This is a genomic window from Pantoea sp. XY16, assembly GCF_025153065.1.
GTDB classification, from domain to species: domain Bacteria; phylum Pseudomonadota; class Gammaproteobacteria; order Enterobacterales; family Enterobacteriaceae; genus Pantoea; species Pantoea alfalfae.
This window is the reverse complement of sequence record NZ_JANZNP010000005.1, coordinates 281,539-297,427: the sequence shown is the minus strand read 5'-3', so window position 1 is coordinate 297,427 and position 15,889 is coordinate 281,539. Positions and strand designations below refer to the sequence as shown.

Below are 15,889 nucleotides of genomic sequence, written 5' to 3'. Positions count from 1 at the left end.
AATAGGGGAATCGCATGAAAATAGACAATCTGCCGTTTGGCCTGACGCAGTGGGATCAGGTGGAAGAGACAATTCATCCCGGCGAACAGGGACAGGCGACGTGGCGAACCATGAAATTTAACGACATCCGGGTTCGCATGGTCGACTACTCGCCAGGTTATGTCGCCGACCACTGGTGCACCAAAGGTCATATTCTGCTCTGCATGGCGGGTGAGTTGCATACTGAACTGGCTGATGGCCGCCGTTTCGTGCTGACTCCGGGCGTCAGCTATCAGGTCGCGGATGAGGCTGAACCGCATCGTTCTTTTACAACGACAGGTGCGCAACTCTTTATCGTCGACTGAATTAGCAATCCGCTTTTGCAAGGCTTGCCCGCTGGTGGATCATCGCGCCGTTGACACTTTTAAAAGTAAACTGAATCTGCTTTATAAAAATCAGCAAAATTAATGGCTTATTTCATCAGAGTTATCTGGTTCTGACAGGAATTATTTCCATCAGGTTGTATGCTTGAAGCCTTATAAGAACGTTTTGCATTCACCTGATGTGGGGAAGCCTGTGCTGATAAAAAAGAAGAAAGTTCGTTCACATACTGAAGACCGACTGCTGGCGCTGGTGCTGGCGACCACCGCCGGCATCCTTAATGCCATGGCGCTGGGGGCGTTTGGATTTTTCCCATCGCATATGACCGGTAACACTTCGCAGATATCTCAGGAAGTCACCACCAGCGATCTTCACACTATGCTGTTTTTGATGGCGCTGATTATTGCCTTTGTACTGGGCTGTACCGTTGCCCGGCTGGCGGTAGTGGTGGGGATCAGGCATAAGTTACGCACCATTTTCTGTCTGATTATTCTGGCGGAAGGTGCGGCGCTGACGGCGGCGTCGATCTTTGAGCTGATGTTCTACCGGCCAAGCTTTAACGGGGAAGTTCTGATAATGCTGGGCTTTTTGATGGGAGTGCATAATGCAACCTCGACACAGCTCTCCAATGGCCGCGTCAGATCGACCCACATTACCGGTACGCTGACCGATGCAGGCATAGCGCTGGGGTCGTGGATTTTTGCGCATACGTCTCATGCTGTGCATCTGGAAACCGACGACCGTCGCTTCTTCCAGAAGGTTCTTCACACCCATCTGACGACGGTGTTCTCCTTCCTTAGCGGCTGTATTGCCGGATTGCTGCTGTTTAAAAGCTATGGGTTTAACGCGATGGTGGGACTGGGCGTGTTTCTGATGCTGGTAGCACTGACGGCTATCGCCGTCACCGTCCAGCGCACCCGCAGAAGCCTTTACTGATATTCCGGCCCGCTGCACATCGCGCAGCGGGCCGGTTGTTTACTGCTGTGTGCGGGTTGGCCGCACGACAATCTCGTTTACATCCACCTCTTCAGGTTGCTCAATCGCATAGCGCACGGCGCGGCCAATGGCATCCGGTTGTAGCGCGATAGCGCGATAATGCTGCATCGCCTCGGCAGCTGTCGGGTCGGTAATGGTTGAGGTCAGCTCGCTCTCGACCACACCGGGATGGACACAGGTCACCCGCAGCTGACTATTCTCCTGCCGTAAACCGTCAGAAATCGCCCGCACCGCAAACTTGGTGGCACAGTAAACTGCCGCAGTAGGTGACACGGCCAGCGCACCAATTGATGCGATATTGATGATGTGTCCGCGCTGGTGGCCCAGCATGGTCGGCAGCACCGCCGCGATGCCATAGAGTACCCCTTTGATGTTTACATCGACCATCTGATCCCACTCTTCGACCCTGAGCGATGCCATCGGTGATAGCGGCATAATACCGGCATTATTGATCATCACATCAACCCGTCCCCACTTCTCCAGCGCAAACGCCACGAACTGCGCCACCTGTTCGCGGCGCGTAACGTCCAGCGCTTTGATCGCCACCTCTGAACCACTAAACCGCAGCTCCTCAGCCAGGGCGGCCAGACGGCTTTCGCGCCGCGCGCCCAGTAACAAAATGGCATCGGTTTTTGCCAGTTCACGCGCGATGCCTGCACCGATGCCGCTTGAGGCACCGGTAATTAAAATCACTTTCTTCGTCATTTTGTCTCTCCAGTGAGGTTGTCACTGGCGATCATACGGCGGCTGCATTATAAAGATAATCCACCAAACGTTTTACAGACTGGTAACTAAATCTGACCAATGAATGCGGACAAGAATGCCCTCGAAGTTTTTGTGATTGTGGCACAGACCCGAAATTTCCGGCTGGCAGCGGAACAGCTAGGCGTGACCCGTCCGGCGATTAGCCAGAGTCTGCGGCGTCTGGAAAACCGGCTCAACATTACGCTGATGCAGCGCACCACGCGTTCAGTTCAGCTAACAGAAGCCGGACAGCGGCTCTATGCGGAGGTGGCTCCGGCGATTAACCAGCTTAACCGCGCCGTCACTGATATTGCCGAACTGGCGGCTGAGCCACGTGGCCAGTTACGGCTGGCGATCTCCTCAATTGCTGAACGGATGCTGGGAGGCGAACTGCTGGCGAGCTTTATTACTGCTTACCCGCAGATTGAGCTGGATATTACCGTGACCGATGACGAGTTTGATATTGTCGGGCAGGGCTATGATGCAGGCGTGCGGCTGGGAGAAGTGATCGCGCAGGATATGATTGCGGTGCCGGTTTCCACTGCGCAGCGTCAGGTAGCAGTAGCGTCACCCTCTTATCTGGCGCGTGCAGGCACGCCGCAACATCCCGAAGAACTGGTCAGTCATCGCTGCATCGGCTGGCGTAAAGGACCAGGCATGGCGCCTTATCGCTGGGAGTTTGCTGAGCAGGGACGGGAGTTTGATGTCGCCGTCAATCCGCAGCTCACAACCAATGATATGGGGGTGATGATCCGCACCGCCCGCGCCGGGGGCGGCATCAGCTTTGGCATGGAGGAGACCTTTCAGCCTTACATTGCATGCGGTGAACTGGTGACGATACTCGATGGGTGGTTACCTGCCTTTGCGGGGTTCTATCTCTATTTTCCCAGCCGTAAAAATCTGGCCCCTAAACTCAGGGCATTGATCGATCATGTCAGGCTATGAAGAGAGCAGAAATGCCTGTTAAGCAGCGCTAAAATTGCAGACACTGACCGGCTCCAGCCAGTCAAACGGTGAGCCATTCAGAGAGCCCGAAATTGCAATGCACGTCTTGACGTTATACGGGGTTACGGCGTGTCAGTGCTTCAGGCTGTCATGTTGTATCGGGTGATGATATTGATTTTAGAGTAGGGCACGGGCGGTTCAGACGCGGGCAGGAAACCGTGGAACTCCAGCAACGTTCTGAAGGCGTGCAATGCGTCGAGCTGTAAATTGTGCTCAATCAGCGCATCTATTTTACCGGCCTGCAGCAGGGCACAATTCTCCTGATCGAGATCGTGACCGATACAGGCGTTCACATGCCGCTTTTGTTCGGCAAACGCACGCAGGATGCCGGGATTGCCGCCTCCGACCGTATAGACCGCATCCGTGTCCGGATGGCTCTGCAAGAATTGCGTCATCGACTGATGCATCCGTGCATCGATGCCATACCCGCCCGCCACCACGCTAACCTGATGCTGAGGCGCAAACTGCTGCATCGCACGCTGAAACCCCTGGATTCTCTCCTGTTCACCCATGAAATCGCGACTGCCTGTCACCGCCACAATATGTGAACGGCTGACTCGCAGCCATTTTGACATCAGAAAAGCCGCCAACTTACCGGCATCAAAGTTATCCATGCCGATATAGCGCAGGCGCGCGCTGTCGGGTAAATCGCTCATCATGGTGACCACCGGAACGCGATGTTTCAGCAGCGATTCAATAGTGGGATTCAGCTCATCGGAGCAGGCCGCTTTCAGAATGACACCGTGACTGTGAAGCGCCTTTTTGTTCAGCAGCGCGTTAATGGCTTCTGCTGTGAGATTCGCGCCAAAGTGGAAACGCAGCTGAAGTCTGAAAGCAGCAAAGCTGGCGATCTGACTGCTGAGCGCCTCACGAATCAGTGGCTGAAAGCGGTCAGGGGTATGCATGATGACGTCGAAGTAGATCGTTCTGCCTTTGGCGAGCCCGGCTTTTTGCATCAGTTCCAGGTCCGCTATCGCCTGCTGAATCCGATGCTGAGTGCGCGCATGAACGTTGCCACGCTGATGCAGGGCACGATCAATGGTGGCAAGGCTAAGCCCCGACTGGACAGCGATTTGTTTGAGGGTGTATTTAGCCATGCAGGACTCACGACAGCAGAGGATAACCAGAGTTTTATCATAATACCGGCTAACAACTGGGGTTCAACTGAAACACGTTCTTCAAAGTATGACTGGTCGGCAGAGAGAAAATGCGGCATCGGGGACAGGAATAACAGTTTGTATAAACCTGAAACTCAGCGTTACGCTCAAACGACATATTTAATCGCCCCACTTCCGGTATTGGTAAAGTCAGATCCAGGCAGTGATGACACTCTTTTGACTATTTACTGGCAAGGGCATAGTGCTGGCTTAGATAATTCCAGAGCAAGTCTTAAGCTGGATGATTTATAACCGGTTTACCGCTTCGCTTATATTTCCGTTAAAATGGCTTTTTTGTTTTTTGACACCCGATAATGTTAGACTGTATATGCATACACCATCGGGAGGTCGTGTGAAGTACGATAATGAAAAAGAGATCCGTGCGCTGGTTGGCGCGGTCGTCAGTGATTTGATCAAGGCGGGGGAGCCTGTTCATTTTCACGACATTACGGACGCTCTGTTTCGCCTGAGCGAAGAGACGCGTGACAGTAAACTGAAAGCATTGTGCCAGGAAGCGATTGGCTTTTTTACCCGCAAGATGCATTAAGGTTGATGGCGTCGATGGCGGGCGCCATCCAGAACCTTCCCTTCCTGCCATAACTCCGCAGCACCACTTTAACTGAGAATAAGACGCAGTAAACAGCGCTGATAAAATATGCGAATTAAAGAAATTCATTTTAAGCCCTGTTATATTTTTGGTTTGTCAGTTCAGTCAGAATAATCTTCTGTTGGCCTGAAATGAAAACATAATAATTAATTTCATCGGCTGCAATCATTATTCACAAAAAAGCGTTTGGGAAGTTTTTATTCTATAACTTTCCAGGAAAAATATTTTTAATTTCAGCGGGCTGTGGCAGCGTTTTCTTCTGTTTCAAGTGTTACTCATACTGTTCTGACTATGTATGATTTGAGAAATGATTATGACCGGGAGAATGTCCTGCGTAATCGCCGGAATGGCAAAGACGAACATAACGAGTCGCTCAGGCAGCGTTTTGTAGGTCACTTTGATATCTGTAAACGGCAAAGGCCTGTTGTGGGTGAGCACTTTTCATCAGACTTGCAACAAGAGCACCGCAGGTTAAAAAAAAGGAAGACATTCCTTTAACTTGCCTGTCTACCTACTAGTAGATTCAGTGGAAGTGTCAGTCGTAATTATAAATGCTTTTCTGTTATCGCAGGCAAAGGGTACGGAATGCGCGTGGACTTCAGCTTCTGCAATATAGAGTGTATTGATGAATAAACCTTCTCTTGCTGCACGTCAGAAAATCATGCGACTGGCGCTTATTGCGGGGGTCCCTTTGCTGCTGACCGCACTGATCCTGTGGGCAGGCGAGTGGCTGGAGACCAGCAGGCTGACATCGGACAAGCTGGTGGCGGCTCTGGAAAAATCTGGCGGTTACCACCCTGGCTATCGCCGTAATCATGCTAAAGGCGTCTGTATCATAGGCGACTTTTCGGCTAACGGTAACGCCAGTAGCCTGTCACGCGCGGCGCTGTTCGCCCCCGGCGTTACGCCGGTGGTGGGCCGTTTCGCTATCGCAGGCGGTAATCCGAATGCGCCTGATTATGCGGTACCGGTTCGCAGTATGGCGCTGGCGTTTAATCAGAAAAATGGTGAGCAGTGGCGCACCGGCATGAATGCAATGCCGTTTTTCCCGGTGAAAAGCGTTCAGGGCTTTTACGATCTGCAAAGCGCCACGTTGCCGGATGCTAAAACCGGTAAACCTGACCCCGCCAAAATGCAGGCTTTTGTACGGCAGCAACGTGAGATCAAACCCTTTTTTGCCTGGGCTAAACAATATATGCCCGCTTCCAGCTGGACTCGCGATCGATTTAACAGCCTGAACGCCTTTGATTTCATTGATTCACAAGGTCATCCACACCTGGTGCGCTGGAGTATGGTGCCGCACGCTGACTATCAGCCGATGGATGAAAAAGAAAAAGAGCACACTGATTTCCTGCAACGCGATCTGCAGCAGCGGCTGGCGCAGGGGCCGCAGAAATGGGACGTGATTATTACCGTCGCGGGGGGGGTGATAAAAGCAATGACGCAACGATTGACTGGCCTGCCGATCGTCAGAAGATCAATGCCGGAACGCTGACCATCACTAAAATGACGCCACAGCAGCAGGGTGCCTGTAACGACATTAATTATGACCCGCTGATTTTGCCGGATGGCATAACCGCATCGGACGATCCGCTTCTGAATGCCCGTTCGTCAGCGTACGCCAAATCTTATAATGCCCGCACCCATGAACAGGCAGTGGCCCCTTGATGAAACAGATCACCACTTTTCACCCGGCACTGCGCATCATCCACTGGCTGATGGCGGCGGCGATTATGGCCATGCTGTTTATTGGCGTCGCGATGGTATCCACGGTTTCGACATTGCACGGCCTGCTGGTGGCCATCCATAAGCCGCTGGGTCTGATGATTCTGTTGCTGGTCATTGTGCGGCTCTGGCTGCGCTTCACCACCGCTACACCAGCACTGCCGGCCACGCTCCCTGCCTGGCAGAAATTGTCAGCACATCTTTCACACTGGGCACTGTATGCCATGATGCTGGCTCAGCCGCTCATCGGCTGGGCGATGCTGTCGGCGGGCGGCTATCCCGTTACGCTGGGTCATCTGGTACTGCCGCCCATTGTTCCGGTCAGCAACGACGCGTTTGCGGTTTTGCGACCGCTTCACAGCTGGGTGGCCCTGGCGTTGTTCATGACCGTCATGTTGCATCTTGCCGCAGCCTTGTTCCATGCGTTGATTCTGCGCGATGGTGTATTCAGCAGTATGACGGTTTCACGCAAACGCCTCGCCCCTGGTGCGCTTGACAACCCGGCTGACGGTCAGTAGGTTCAGGGCCGTTTACAGATTTGACGTTATTTAATTGTTGCTGCCGGGAGCATGCATGAGTACAGAACGTTCACAGAAAGCCGAAGAAATTATGCATCACACCCGCGTGCTGCTCACCTCTGGCGGTTACAACAGCTTCAGCTATGCCGATTTAGCCGAGCGGGTGCAGATTCGCAAGTCCAGTATTCACCACCATTTCCCAGGCAAAGCGGATCTGGTTCAGGCGGTTGTGAGTGATTATCGTCATCAAGCGCGCGCAGGAATGGCGGCCACCAGCCAGCACTTCGCCGGTGATGTACTGGGCGAAATTAATAGCTATGTGAACTTCTGGGCGACCTGCATAAAAGAGAACAATTCGCCTTTCTGTATTTGCGTGATGCTGGCGGTCGAATTGCCAGTATTACCCAAAGAAGTGGCTCAGGAAGTCAGTGCTCATTTTTCCGATCTCACTGACTGGCTCACTGACGTGCTGGTCAGGGGCGAGAAGAACGGCGTCTTTTCCCTGCGAGAAAGTGCCGCTACAGAGGCAAAATCACTAATGGCAACGGTGCATGGTGCGATTATTTCTGCGCGTGCTTTTAATAACGCTGATGTATTCCTGCAAATTGTTGAACCGGTCATCGGACGATTAGTGAAAGCCCCATGATGCCTTGAAGATGATAAGTTTTATGTGATTTTTTGCCTGTTACCAGTAAATAAATAAAATTGGCGCGGATTATCACCCAGCAGAGTGATACGAGTGTTTTGGGAAAACAGAGAGGGATATTTTGCGCGAGAAAGCACAACTACGTCAGGGCTGTCTATGACCTATGGCCGTTGCGGCCTGCTTTACGATTTGCAGCTACGGTTGGGCGTTTTGTACATAGTAGGTGGATTGGTTTTAGTTATTCGTCAAAAATTGCCTCAAAAGCGGAGTATTAATCTCACTGAACCTGCGTTATCGCCGACAACGCAGGACAGGTAATCAGATATCAGTATCGTCAGGTGTACGGCCAACCACAATTTCCAGCGTTCTGCGCAACACATCCAGTCTGATAACGTCGGAAGTACATTCCAGTTCGGCAATCAGATAAAGAATTATCGCTTTGTTGGTCACACGTCCCTGATCAGCCACAATGTCACGAATCACTGCGCCCAGCAGTTCGGTTTCCGGTGCCAGCAAATCGCCTTCACTACGAAAATAGTCAATAATGGATAAATCTGATGAAGAGTGTTGCATGATTTTTCTTTCTCTGAGGAAAATTCGTTATACGCAATGGGTGAAAACAAAACGAGTGTAGACGCTGTATTCGTTTTGCCCAGCCAGCCAATAAAAATTTCGCTTTAAGGCTGCCGCTTCGCTTATCGCTAGCCGTGTGTAACAGGCACACAATACCCTTTATCAGTGCTTTTTAGACCCATCAGGTGGGCCATCGCTGTTCATACGATGCGTGGTCTTATCACGTTCAGCACCGTCGCCCTGCACACGTTTACGCGCGGTAACCATACCGTTTCGAACTTCAGTGATAGCTTTGCGAATCACAGACACTTTAGTGTCGTCATCGGCATTAGCAGCCATGAGTTCAAGCTGCGCGATTAAGGCGTTACTCGACACCGGTTTGTCTGACTTAAGTAATGTCAGGACGGCTTCGCCGATCATGACATCTGTCAGTTTCTCATCTTCACTTCTGTACATACTGGCTTCTCTGATTACGAATCAATGGCCATGCTGCGGGTCCGTATACGTCAGCGGGTGCAACTTGTTGCACCAGATACGGCTAAGCAGTACTGGGCTTCGGTCCTATGGGTAAATCTTCCTGAATGTTGGCTAAGAGCAGGCGACGATAGAAATATCTGAAGCCGTAAGCGGGTATTAATCTTCGCGACGAAAGAGCATCGCGATTAATTCATGCAAATGGCTCTCTTCTTCTGGCGTCGCAGCCAGTTCAAGGCGGCTCAATAATTTACTGCAAATTGCTTTACGGCTGAGGCTATGACCTGCGCGCAGAATTTCGACTACAACCGAACCCAATGTTTCCTGTTGCGAAGGTGAGCTGGCCTGATTGAAGTAACGGGCAATATCGCTGATCGTTTCCGGGCCTTGTCCGTTCTGACGCATGATGATTTCCTCAGATGGTGAAAATGTATAGCATTCCTGATGCGCAAGTTATACATCTTTTTAAAACTTGTACAGGATTTTGGATTTTTGGAATGATTTTTTTTGTGCAAAAAGTGCTATTTGTTTAAAAACAGGGTGTTACGAGGAGGTGGTGAAGAAGTGAAAATTGTACCATATTCTTGTACAGGAACAAGCCCTCTGGTGTTCCGACCTGATTGTTCAGGCCGGCAAAGGTAAGAAAGAGTGTTAATGCTTAAAGAAGATGTCATCAGCAGAGGCGCTGATAGCCGGTTCGATACCCGCATTTCTGGATAACCAGTTTGCCGGACGGGTAGTGCGTGAACCAATTGTTTTGAATCCCGTCAGCCATTGACGCGCAGTTTGCATCTGCTCAAGGCGATACTCATTCACTTCTGAGTCAGCCATTACCTGGAGTTCTTGAATCAGCAGTTCAACGTTCACTTCCTGACCAGCATTAAACAGGTTCATTGCGGCTTCGCCAATGATGACATTCGCTTTTTCGTCGCTGGAAAAATACAAAATATCCTCCTGGGTGATTGCGGTAAGTAACATTAACTGTAGCAAAAAAATTCATCAGGCTTAATCAATTCGGCCTATCAATTAGATTATTTTAATTGTGGAATTACTGCGTCTGTTGCGAGCATGTCATCCGGTAATGCGACTTCATTTTGTGAATGGCAAAGCGTAGTTGAACGCTTTTTCTATGCCATTACCTCTTTTCTCATTTTGTGGCACGGAATCAGGCAGAAGAGAAATCCGCCTGTCCCGAAACTATAAGCCTGCTGAATGCCACGCATTATCTAAAATATTCCTATTTATATCAGAGGCTAACCGATCTGCTTTACAAAAGCTGACACCTGAACCTGAATGCTGAAGAAACTTAACATCTCACTGCTGGTCGAGAGTTATAGCCTGTGCTATAAAAAATAGCCTATGCTAATTATGTTCTGTTTTTAATCACCTCTGGAGCCCGCCTAATGGTCCCGATAAAAAAGATCACCACGCTGTTACTGAGTGCGCTGCTCTCAACCCTGATGGTGAGCAGCAGCTATGCAGCAGAAAAATTTAAGATAGTCACCACGTTTACGGTGATAGCTGACATGGCTGAGAACGTGGCTGGCGATGCCGCGGAGGTCACCTCTATTACTAAGCCCGGTGCTGAAATACACGAATATCAGCCCACTCCCGGCGACATCAGGCGGGCGCAGGGTGCGCAGTTAATTATGGCGAACGGGCTTAATCTCGAACGCTGGTTTCAGCGCTTTTATCAGCATCTGGACGGCGTCCCGGAAGTGGTCGTTTCAGCTGGTGTCACGCCGATGGGTATTGGCGAAGGGCCTTATAACGGTAAACCAAATCCGCATGCCTGGATGTCACCGGACAATGCGCTGATCTATGTTGATAACATCCGCGATGCGCTGGTGAAATATGACCCGGTCAACGCAGAGACCTACCGTCAGAACGCTGCCGCCTATAAGCAAAAAATTACCGCTGCACTGGATCCGCTGCGCCAGCAGATTGCCGCTATTCCCGAGCAGAAACGCTGGATGGTGACCAGTGAGGGTGCGTTCTCCTATCTGGCGCGTGACCTGGGCATGAAAGAGCTCTACCTGTGGCCGATCAATGCTGACCAGCAGGGTACGCCGCAGCAGGTGAGAAGAGTGATTGACCAGGTGAAGAAAAATGCCATTCCGGCGGTGTTCAGTGAAAGCACCGTGTCAGATAAGCCCGCCCGCCAGGTCGCGCGGGAAACCGGTGCCCATTACGGTGGTGTGCTTTACGTCGACTCCTTAAGTAACGCGCAGGGACCGGTGCCAACTTACCTCGATCTGCTCAAAGTCACCACGAAGACACTGGTGCAGGGCATTAAAGCGGGAGAGAAAGTGCAATGACAGACACCATTGTGGTTTCAGGCGTCACGGTAACTTATCGCAACGGACATACTGCACTGCATGATGCCAGCTTCAGCGTGCCGGGCGGATCGATCGCCGCGCTGGTGGGCGTTAATGGCTCCGGCAAGTCAACCCTGTTTAAAGCGCTGATGGGATTTGTGCGGCTCGCCAGCGGCAGCATCTCGGTGCTGGGGATGCCAACCCGCCAGGCGCTACGCCAGAGTCTTGTCGCCTACGTGCCGCAGTCGGAAGAGGTGGACTGGTCGTTTCCGGTGCTGGTGGAAGATGTGGTGATGATGGGGCGCTACGGGCATATGGGGCTGCTGCGGCGGCCAAAGTTGCATGACCAGCAGATAGTCAGTGAGGCGCTGGCGCGGGTCGATATGCTGGATTATCGCCATCGTCAGATTGGCGAACTCTCTGGCGGGCAGAAGAAAAGGGTATTTCTGGCACGCGCGATTGCGCAGCAGGGCAGCGTGATCCTGCTGGACGAGCCGTTTACTGGCGTGGATGTTCAGACCGAGGCCAGAATCATCAGCCTGCTGGGGGAATTGCGCGATGAAGGTAAAACCATGCTGGTCTCCACCCATAATCTGGGATCGGTCACGGCGTTCTGTGATTACACGGTAATGATAAAAGGCACGGTTCTGGCCAGCGGCCCAACCCGGACTACGTTTACTACCGCTAATCTTGAGCGCGCGTTCAGCGGGGTATTGCGTCATGTGATGGTGAAGGGGCTGGACGATCAGATCATCACCGATGATGAACGCCCCTTTATCGCACCTCATGCCGCACGGGAAGAGGGGAGCTGAACATGGCGCTGTTACTGGAACCTTTTGGTTATCACTACATGCTTAACGCGATGTGGGTATCCGCGATGGTAGGCGGACTCTGCGCGTTTCTCTCCTGCTATCTGATGCTCAAGGGCTGGTCGCTGATAGGTGACGCGCTTTCACACTCTATTGTTCCTGGCGTCGCGGGCGCTTATATGCTGGGACTGCCGTTTGCACTGGGAGCATTTCTCTCCGGCGGGCTGGCAGCGGGCAGTATGCTGTTACTTAATCAGCGCACACGTTTAAAAGAAGATGCGATTATTGGTCTGATATTTTCCTCTTTCTTTGGTCTGGGTCTGTTTATGGTGTCGCTCAATCCGACAGCCGTGAACATACAGACCATTGTGCTGGGCAACATACTGGCGATTGCGCCAGCCGATATTCTCCAGCTGGCGCTGATTGGCGGGCTGTCGATTATCATTCTGCTGTTTAAGTGGAAAGATCTGATGGTCACCTTCTTTGATGAGAACCACGCGCGCGCCATTGGTCTGCGCCCTGAACGACTGAAAATCCTCTTCTTTACTCTGCTCGCAGTTTCAACCGTGGCGGCGCTGCAAACTGTTGGCGCCTTTCTGGTGATCTGTCTGGTGGTGACGCCCGGCGCAACCGCCTGGCTGCTCACCGATCGCTTTCCACGTCTGCTGATGATTGCTGTCGCGATTGGCAGCATCACCAGTTTTCTTGGTGCCTGGGCGAGTTACTACCTGGATGGCGCAACGGGCGGCATCATCGTGGTCGCGCAGACATTGCTGTTCCTGCTGGCGTTTGTCTTTGCGCCGAAACATGGTCTGCTGGCTAACCGGCGTCGTGGCCGCCAGCAACCCAAAAGGGAGCCTGTCTGATGTGGATCCTTGAACCCTTCCAGTTTGCATTTATGAATAGCGCTTTGCTTATCGCGTTTGTCGTAGCGATCCCCTGTGCGCTGCTGTCGGTGTTTCTGGTGCTGAAAGGCTGGGCGCTGATGGGCGATGCCATGAGCCATGCGGTATTCCCTGGCATCGTGCTCGCGTGGATGGCAGGACTGCCGCTGGCGGTGGGCGCGTTTGTTGCAGGGCTGTTCTGTGCCGTTGCCAGTGGATTTCTGCAGGACAACAGCCGTATTAAGCAGGACACCGTGCTGGGCATTGTCTTCTCCGGCATGTTTGCGGTGGGGCTAATCCTCTACATCGCCGTGAAACCCGAAGTGCACCTCGATCATATTCTGTTTGGTGACATGCTTGGCATAACCGGCGCAGATATCATTCAGACCGCGATTATCGCGTTGATCATCGTTATGGTGATTGTCGTGAAGTGGCGTGATTTTATGTTGTTCAGCTTCGACCCTCAGCAGGCGCAGGTCTCTGGCTTACCCGCCCGTCTGCTGCATTACGGGCTGCTCTGCATGGTCTCGCTGACAATTGTAGCGACGCTAAAGGCGGTGGGGATCATCCTGTCAATCTCCCTGCTAATCGCGCCCGGCGCAATCGCGGTGCTGATCACCCGTCGTTTTTCACATGCGCTGCTGGCGGCGGTTGTTGTAGCGGTGATCGTGTCACTGAGCGGCGTTTATCTTTCGTTCTTTATCGACAGTGCGCCTGCGCCGACGATCGTGGTGTTGTTTGCAGTGGTATTTATTGTCGCGATGGTCATTGCGGGGCGGAAAACCCGGCAGCTGGAAAGGTTGAAACATCGTTATAACGAAAAGAGCGTCTGCGGTGATAAACAATCCTGATGCAATAATACGGCGTGGTGAAATTCAGATTTCAGAGTGGCTGGCGTCTAATCAGGCTTATTCTCATGCCTGAACGTTGACGTTTTAAACGGCGAATGATTCATCTTGTCGGGTCTGGCAGTGATATCCGCTCTGTGCCCGGAGCGGATAATTTAATCACTCAATAATTATTAATGGTGGTGTCAGCACCGATTTAGATAATTATGCGAAAAACTAAAGTAGCGCACTTCCTTAGAAATGTATGATTCCGGCAATCCATTCAATCGCGTTGAACAAAAAATACGCTTAGAAATAATTTGTAGCGTGAAATGATTTTTAACACTAATTAATCTGCTGATAGTTATTGTTTTAATTGATAATTATCAATGGGTTGTGTTTTTCCATGCGTGTTTCTCTCTTTCTGATTTCTTAGTTTCCTCTCCCATCGTCTATATATATTTTCTGTCGCGCCGTTATTGATGGCGCAACCAGAAAAAGTTTTAATGATTTTTTTATTCAACCTCATTTCTTAACACCAGAGCAACATAGCAATCTCAAAAGTATAACGGAAAATAATATGAAAATAGCCACGCGTCTTGTCGCAGGGTATAGCCTGCTAATCATCCTTTTTCTTCTCTGCACCGGGACGGCACTCCATGCACTCTGGCAGGCAAGGGACGATATGGAAAACGCTGTAAATAATAAAATTTACCGCTATGAACTGATTCAGAACATGCGAAATGCGGCCAGAGATATGGCGATCGCAGTCAGGAATATTGCATTACTGAATGAACAGAATGACAGACAGCCTGAATGGGACAGGATGGTCGCTCAGAAAGCCATCTACATTCAGAACAGGGACAAACTCACTGCCAGTATGTCGCAAAACGTCTCAGAGGAAGGTAAAAGTGCGCTGGAAAATCTGACCTCCACGGATGAATCCGCACTTAGCCTGCTTATGACGGCGGGCAGGAAAGCGATGGCGGCACCTCAGTCTGAAACCGTTGATTACCTGCTAAAAACCGTAAGGCCAGGACAGCGAACAATGCTGAATGCCCTTGATCGGCTTTCAACTATTCAGATGCAGGTAAGCAGGAAAACCGTTCTGGATGCCAGGGAAGCCGCTGCGCAAACGGCTATGCTGATGTCGGTGATGGTGTTGATTTCTTTCCTCATCGCTATCGCAGCCTGTTACTCCATCATTCGGACGCTCATGCGCCAGCTGGGCGGTGAGCCCGCGCAGGCACAGGCGCTGGCCGCGGCGATTGCGTCGGGTAATCTGACATCGCCTGTTCTGTTACGACATAACGATACCTCCAGCCTGCTGGCCTCGCTGGATGTTATGCAGGCCAACCTGCGCAGTATGGTGGCAAATATCAGAGATACATCTGCATCCGTTGCACTGGCCGCAGATGAAATCTCACAGGGTAATACAGAACTCTCCTCCCGAACCGAACAGCAGGCTGCCGCCCTGCAGGAAACGGCGGCAAGCATGGAACAGCTCACCGCTACCGTAAAAAACAATGCAAGCGGGGCGCATCAGACCGCCAACTCAGCCCGTGAAACCGCGCGCCTTACCCGCGCCGGGGAAGCAGATGTCAAACGTATGGCAGAGACTATGCAAGCCATATCAATGAGCGCGACTAAAGTCCGGGACATCACCTCTGTGATTGAAAGTATTGCGTTTCAGACCAACATCCTGGCGCTGAATGCAGCCGTTGAGGCGGCTCGTGCAGGAGAAGAAGGACGCGGCTTTGCTGTTGTAGCGGGTGAGGTCAGGACGCTGGCGCAGCGCAGTGCCTCCGCCGCACGGGATATAAAGTTGCTTATCGAAGAAGCGGTAACCCAGGTGGAAAGCGGCGTCACAGTCGCCTCGTCAACCGGCGACAGCATTATGCAAATTGTTGGCATGGTGAATGAACTGGCTGTGTCGATGGATACGATTTCCCTTGCCTCATCAGAGCAGATGCAGGGCATATCTCAGGTCAGTGTCGCCGTGACGCAGATGGACAGCGTGACGCAGAATAACGCTGCGCTGGTGGAAGAATCGTCTTCAGCCTCACAGTCGCTCTCTGAACAGGCTCACGCGCTGCGGGGCATGGTAGCCGCGTTTCAGGTGTGACGACCTCTGGCGATAGCGTTCGTCTGTTGAAGGCGCTGCCAGTATCCACATCTCCGATGGTCTGCTTTTCCGGCAGATAAGGATGGGTGACAGGCACCTGTCTGTCACTCCTCGCTAAGAC

At 51.8% G+C, this 15,889-nt stretch carries 17 protein-coding genes and 1 pseudogene; 12 read left to right on the top strand and 6 right to left on the bottom strand.

What is annotated here, in order from left to right; genetic code table 11:
* Positions 1–14: 14 nt before the first annotated feature.
* Both N1689_RS09165 and N1689_RS09160 read left to right on the top strand, forming a co-directional pair.
* Entirely contained in the window at positions 15–344 is a 330-nt protein-coding gene (locus N1689_RS09165) for a DHCW motif cupin fold protein (protein WP_135911024.1), read from the top strand.
* Between the two features lie 211 nt (positions 345–555).
* A complete protein-coding gene (locus N1689_RS09160; RefSeq protein ID WP_161736545.1) occupies positions 556–1,296 on the top strand; it encodes a YoaK family protein in 741 nt (246 codons plus the stop codon).
* A gap of 39 nt (positions 1,297–1,335) precedes the next feature.
* Here the strand turns inward: N1689_RS09160 and N1689_RS09155 are convergent, their stop codons facing one another.
* Positions 1,336–2,061: an SDR family oxidoreductase gene (locus tag N1689_RS09155; protein WP_260058655.1), complete on the bottom strand. Its 726-nt coding sequence runs from the start codon at positions 2,059–2,061 to the stop codon at positions 1,336–1,338.
* A 99-nt stretch (positions 2,062–2,160) separates the two neighbouring features.
* Between N1689_RS09155 and N1689_RS09150 the strand changes: the two genes are divergently transcribed.
* Positions 2,161–3,045: a LysR family transcriptional regulator gene (locus tag N1689_RS09150; protein ID WP_253417952.1), complete on the top strand. Its 885-nt coding sequence runs from the start codon at positions 2,161–2,163 to the stop codon at positions 3,043–3,045.
* A gap of 140 nt (positions 3,046–3,185) precedes the next feature.
* Here N1689_RS09150 and N1689_RS09145 read toward each other — a convergent pair whose 3' ends face one another.
* The gene (locus tag N1689_RS09145) at positions 3,186–4,202 is read right to left on the bottom strand and encodes a substrate-binding domain-containing protein (protein ID WP_260058653.1); all 1,017 of its coding nucleotides are present in this window, start codon (positions 4,200–4,202) and stop codon (positions 3,186–3,188) included.
* A 301-nt stretch (positions 4,203–4,503) separates the two neighbouring features.
* On the opposite strand from N1689_RS09145, the gene N1689_RS22100 reads away from it, so the two are divergent.
* The 4 genes and pseudogenes from N1689_RS22100 (at position 4,504) to N1689_RS09125 (ending at position 7,758) form a co-directional block, all read left to right on the top strand.
* On the top strand, positions 4,504–4,809 hold the full coding sequence (locus N1689_RS22100; RefSeq protein WP_371876256.1) for an SAF domain-containing protein: 306 nt from the start codon (positions 4,504–4,506) through the stop codon (positions 4,807–4,809).
* Between the two features lie 685 nt (positions 4,810–5,494).
* Positions 5,495–6,537: pseudogene (locus N1689_RS09135) on the top strand (catalase family peroxidase).
* Positions 6,537–7,112 carry a cytochrome b gene (locus N1689_RS09130; RefSeq protein ID WP_161736762.1) on the top strand — a complete coding sequence of 192 codons (576 nt, stop codon included), beginning with the start codon at positions 6,537–6,539 and terminating at the stop codon, positions 7,110–7,112. Before N1689_RS09135 ends, N1689_RS09130 begins: the two are co-directional and overlap by 1 nt.
* Positions 7,113–7,167: 55 nt before the next feature.
* Positions 7,168–7,758 (top strand): TetR/AcrR family transcriptional regulator, encoded by a 591-nt coding sequence (locus N1689_RS09125; protein ID WP_161736761.1) that lies wholly within the window; start codon positions 7,168–7,170, stop codon positions 7,756–7,758.
* A gap of 318 nt (positions 7,759–8,076) precedes the next feature.
* On the opposite strand, the gene N1689_RS09120 is transcribed toward N1689_RS09125, so the two are convergent.
* From N1689_RS09120 to N1689_RS09105, 4 genes are all read right to left on the bottom strand, one after another.
* On the bottom strand, positions 8,077–8,331 hold the full coding sequence (locus tag N1689_RS09120; protein WP_061060655.1) for a biofilm/acid-resistance regulator YmgB/AriR: 255 nt from the start codon (positions 8,329–8,331) through the stop codon (positions 8,077–8,079).
* 162 nt (positions 8,332–8,493) lie between these two features.
* Positions 8,494–8,787 carry a hypothetical protein gene (locus N1689_RS09115; RefSeq protein WP_150011759.1) on the bottom strand — a complete coding sequence of 98 codons (294 nt, stop codon included), beginning with the start codon at positions 8,785–8,787 and terminating at the stop codon, positions 8,494–8,496.
* A 177-nt stretch (positions 8,788–8,964) separates the two neighbouring features.
* Positions 8,965–9,210, bottom strand: a complete 246-nt coding sequence (gene ycgZ, locus N1689_RS09110; protein WP_033735314.1) for a regulatory protein YcgZ — start codon at positions 9,208–9,210, stop codon at positions 8,965–8,967.
* A 246-nt stretch (positions 9,211–9,456) separates the two neighbouring features.
* The gene (locus N1689_RS09105) at positions 9,457–9,750 is read right to left on the bottom strand and encodes a hypothetical protein (RefSeq protein ID WP_161736760.1); all 294 of its coding nucleotides are present in this window, start codon (positions 9,748–9,750) and stop codon (positions 9,457–9,459) included.
* A 458-nt stretch (positions 9,751–10,208) separates the two neighbouring features.
* Between N1689_RS09105 and N1689_RS09100 the strand changes: the two genes are divergently transcribed.
* The 5 genes from N1689_RS09100 (at position 10,209) to N1689_RS09080 (ending at position 15,768) form a co-directional block, all read left to right on the top strand.
* Positions 10,209–11,123 carry a metal ABC transporter substrate-binding protein gene (locus tag N1689_RS09100; RefSeq protein ID WP_222925605.1) on the top strand — a complete coding sequence of 305 codons (915 nt, stop codon included), beginning with the start codon at positions 10,209–10,211 and terminating at the stop codon, positions 11,121–11,123.
* The gene (locus N1689_RS09095) at positions 11,120–11,935 is read left to right on the top strand and encodes a manganese/iron ABC transporter ATP-binding protein (protein ID WP_161736758.1); all 816 of its coding nucleotides are present in this window, start codon (positions 11,120–11,122) and stop codon (positions 11,933–11,935) included. Before N1689_RS09100 ends, N1689_RS09095 begins: the two co-directional genes overlap by 4 nt.
* A gap of 2 nt (positions 11,936–11,937) precedes the next feature.
* Positions 11,938–12,798 (top strand): iron/manganese ABC transporter permease subunit SitC, encoded by an 861-nt coding sequence (gene sitC / locus N1689_RS09090; protein ID WP_161736757.1) that lies wholly within the window; start codon positions 11,938–11,940, stop codon positions 12,796–12,798.
* On the top strand, positions 12,798–13,667 hold the full coding sequence (locus N1689_RS09085; RefSeq protein ID WP_260058646.1) for a metal ABC transporter permease: 870 nt from the start codon (positions 12,798–12,800) through the stop codon (positions 13,665–13,667). Before sitC ends, N1689_RS09085 begins: the two co-directional genes overlap by 1 nt.
* A gap of 556 nt (positions 13,668–14,223) precedes the next feature.
* Complete coding sequence (locus N1689_RS09080) at positions 14,224–15,768, top strand: methyl-accepting chemotaxis protein (protein WP_253417979.1); 1,545 nt, start codon at positions 14,224–14,226, stop codon at positions 15,766–15,768.
* Positions 15,769–15,889: the final 121 nt, after the last annotated feature.

Bases quoted from the DNA above. Each gene is read 5' to 3' on its own strand.
- N1689_RS09165 (WP_135911024.1), top strand. From the start codon at position 15: ATGAAAATAGACAATCTGCCGTTTGGCCTGACGCAGTGGGATCAGGTG.
- N1689_RS09155 (WP_260058655.1), bottom strand. From the start codon at position 2,061: ATGACGAAGAAAGTGATTTTAATTACCGGTGCCTCAAGCGGCATCGGT.
- N1689_RS09150 (WP_253417952.1), top strand. From the start codon at position 2,161: ATGAATGCGGACAAGAATGCCCTCGAAGTTTTTGTGATTGTGGCACAG.
- N1689_RS09145 (WP_260058653.1), bottom strand. From the start codon at position 4,202: ATGGCTAAATACACCCTCAAACAAATCGCTGTCCAGTCGGGGCTTAGC.
- N1689_RS22100 (WP_371876256.1), top strand. From the start codon at position 4,504: ATGATTTATAACCGGTTTACCGCTTCGCTTATATTTCCGTTAAAATGG.
- N1689_RS09130 (WP_161736762.1), top strand. From the start codon at position 6,537: ATGAAACAGATCACCACTTTTCACCCGGCACTGCGCATCATCCACTGG.
- N1689_RS09125 (WP_161736761.1), top strand. From the start codon at position 7,168: ATGAGTACAGAACGTTCACAGAAAGCCGAAGAAATTATGCATCACACC.
- N1689_RS09120 (WP_061060655.1), bottom strand. From the start codon at position 8,331: ATGCAACACTCTTCATCAGATTTATCCATTATTGACTATTTTCGTAGT.
- N1689_RS09115 (WP_150011759.1), bottom strand. From the start codon at position 8,787: ATGTACAGAAGTGAAGATGAGAAACTGACAGATGTCATGATCGGCGAA.
- ycgZ (WP_033735314.1), bottom strand. From the start codon at position 9,210: ATGCGTCAGAACGGACAAGGCCCGGAAACGATCAGCGATATTGCCCGT.
- N1689_RS09100 (WP_222925605.1), top strand. From the start codon at position 10,209: ATGGTCCCGATAAAAAAGATCACCACGCTGTTACTGAGTGCGCTGCTC.
- N1689_RS09095 (WP_161736758.1), top strand. From the start codon at position 11,120: ATGACAGACACCATTGTGGTTTCAGGCGTCACGGTAACTTATCGCAAC.
- sitC (WP_161736757.1), top strand. From the start codon at position 11,938: ATGGCGCTGTTACTGGAACCTTTTGGTTATCACTACATGCTTAACGCG.
- N1689_RS09085 (WP_260058646.1), top strand. From the start codon at position 12,798: ATGTGGATCCTTGAACCCTTCCAGTTTGCATTTATGAATAGCGCTTTG.
- N1689_RS09080 (WP_253417979.1), top strand. From the start codon at position 14,224: ATGAAAATAGCCACGCGTCTTGTCGCAGGGTATAGCCTGCTAATCATC.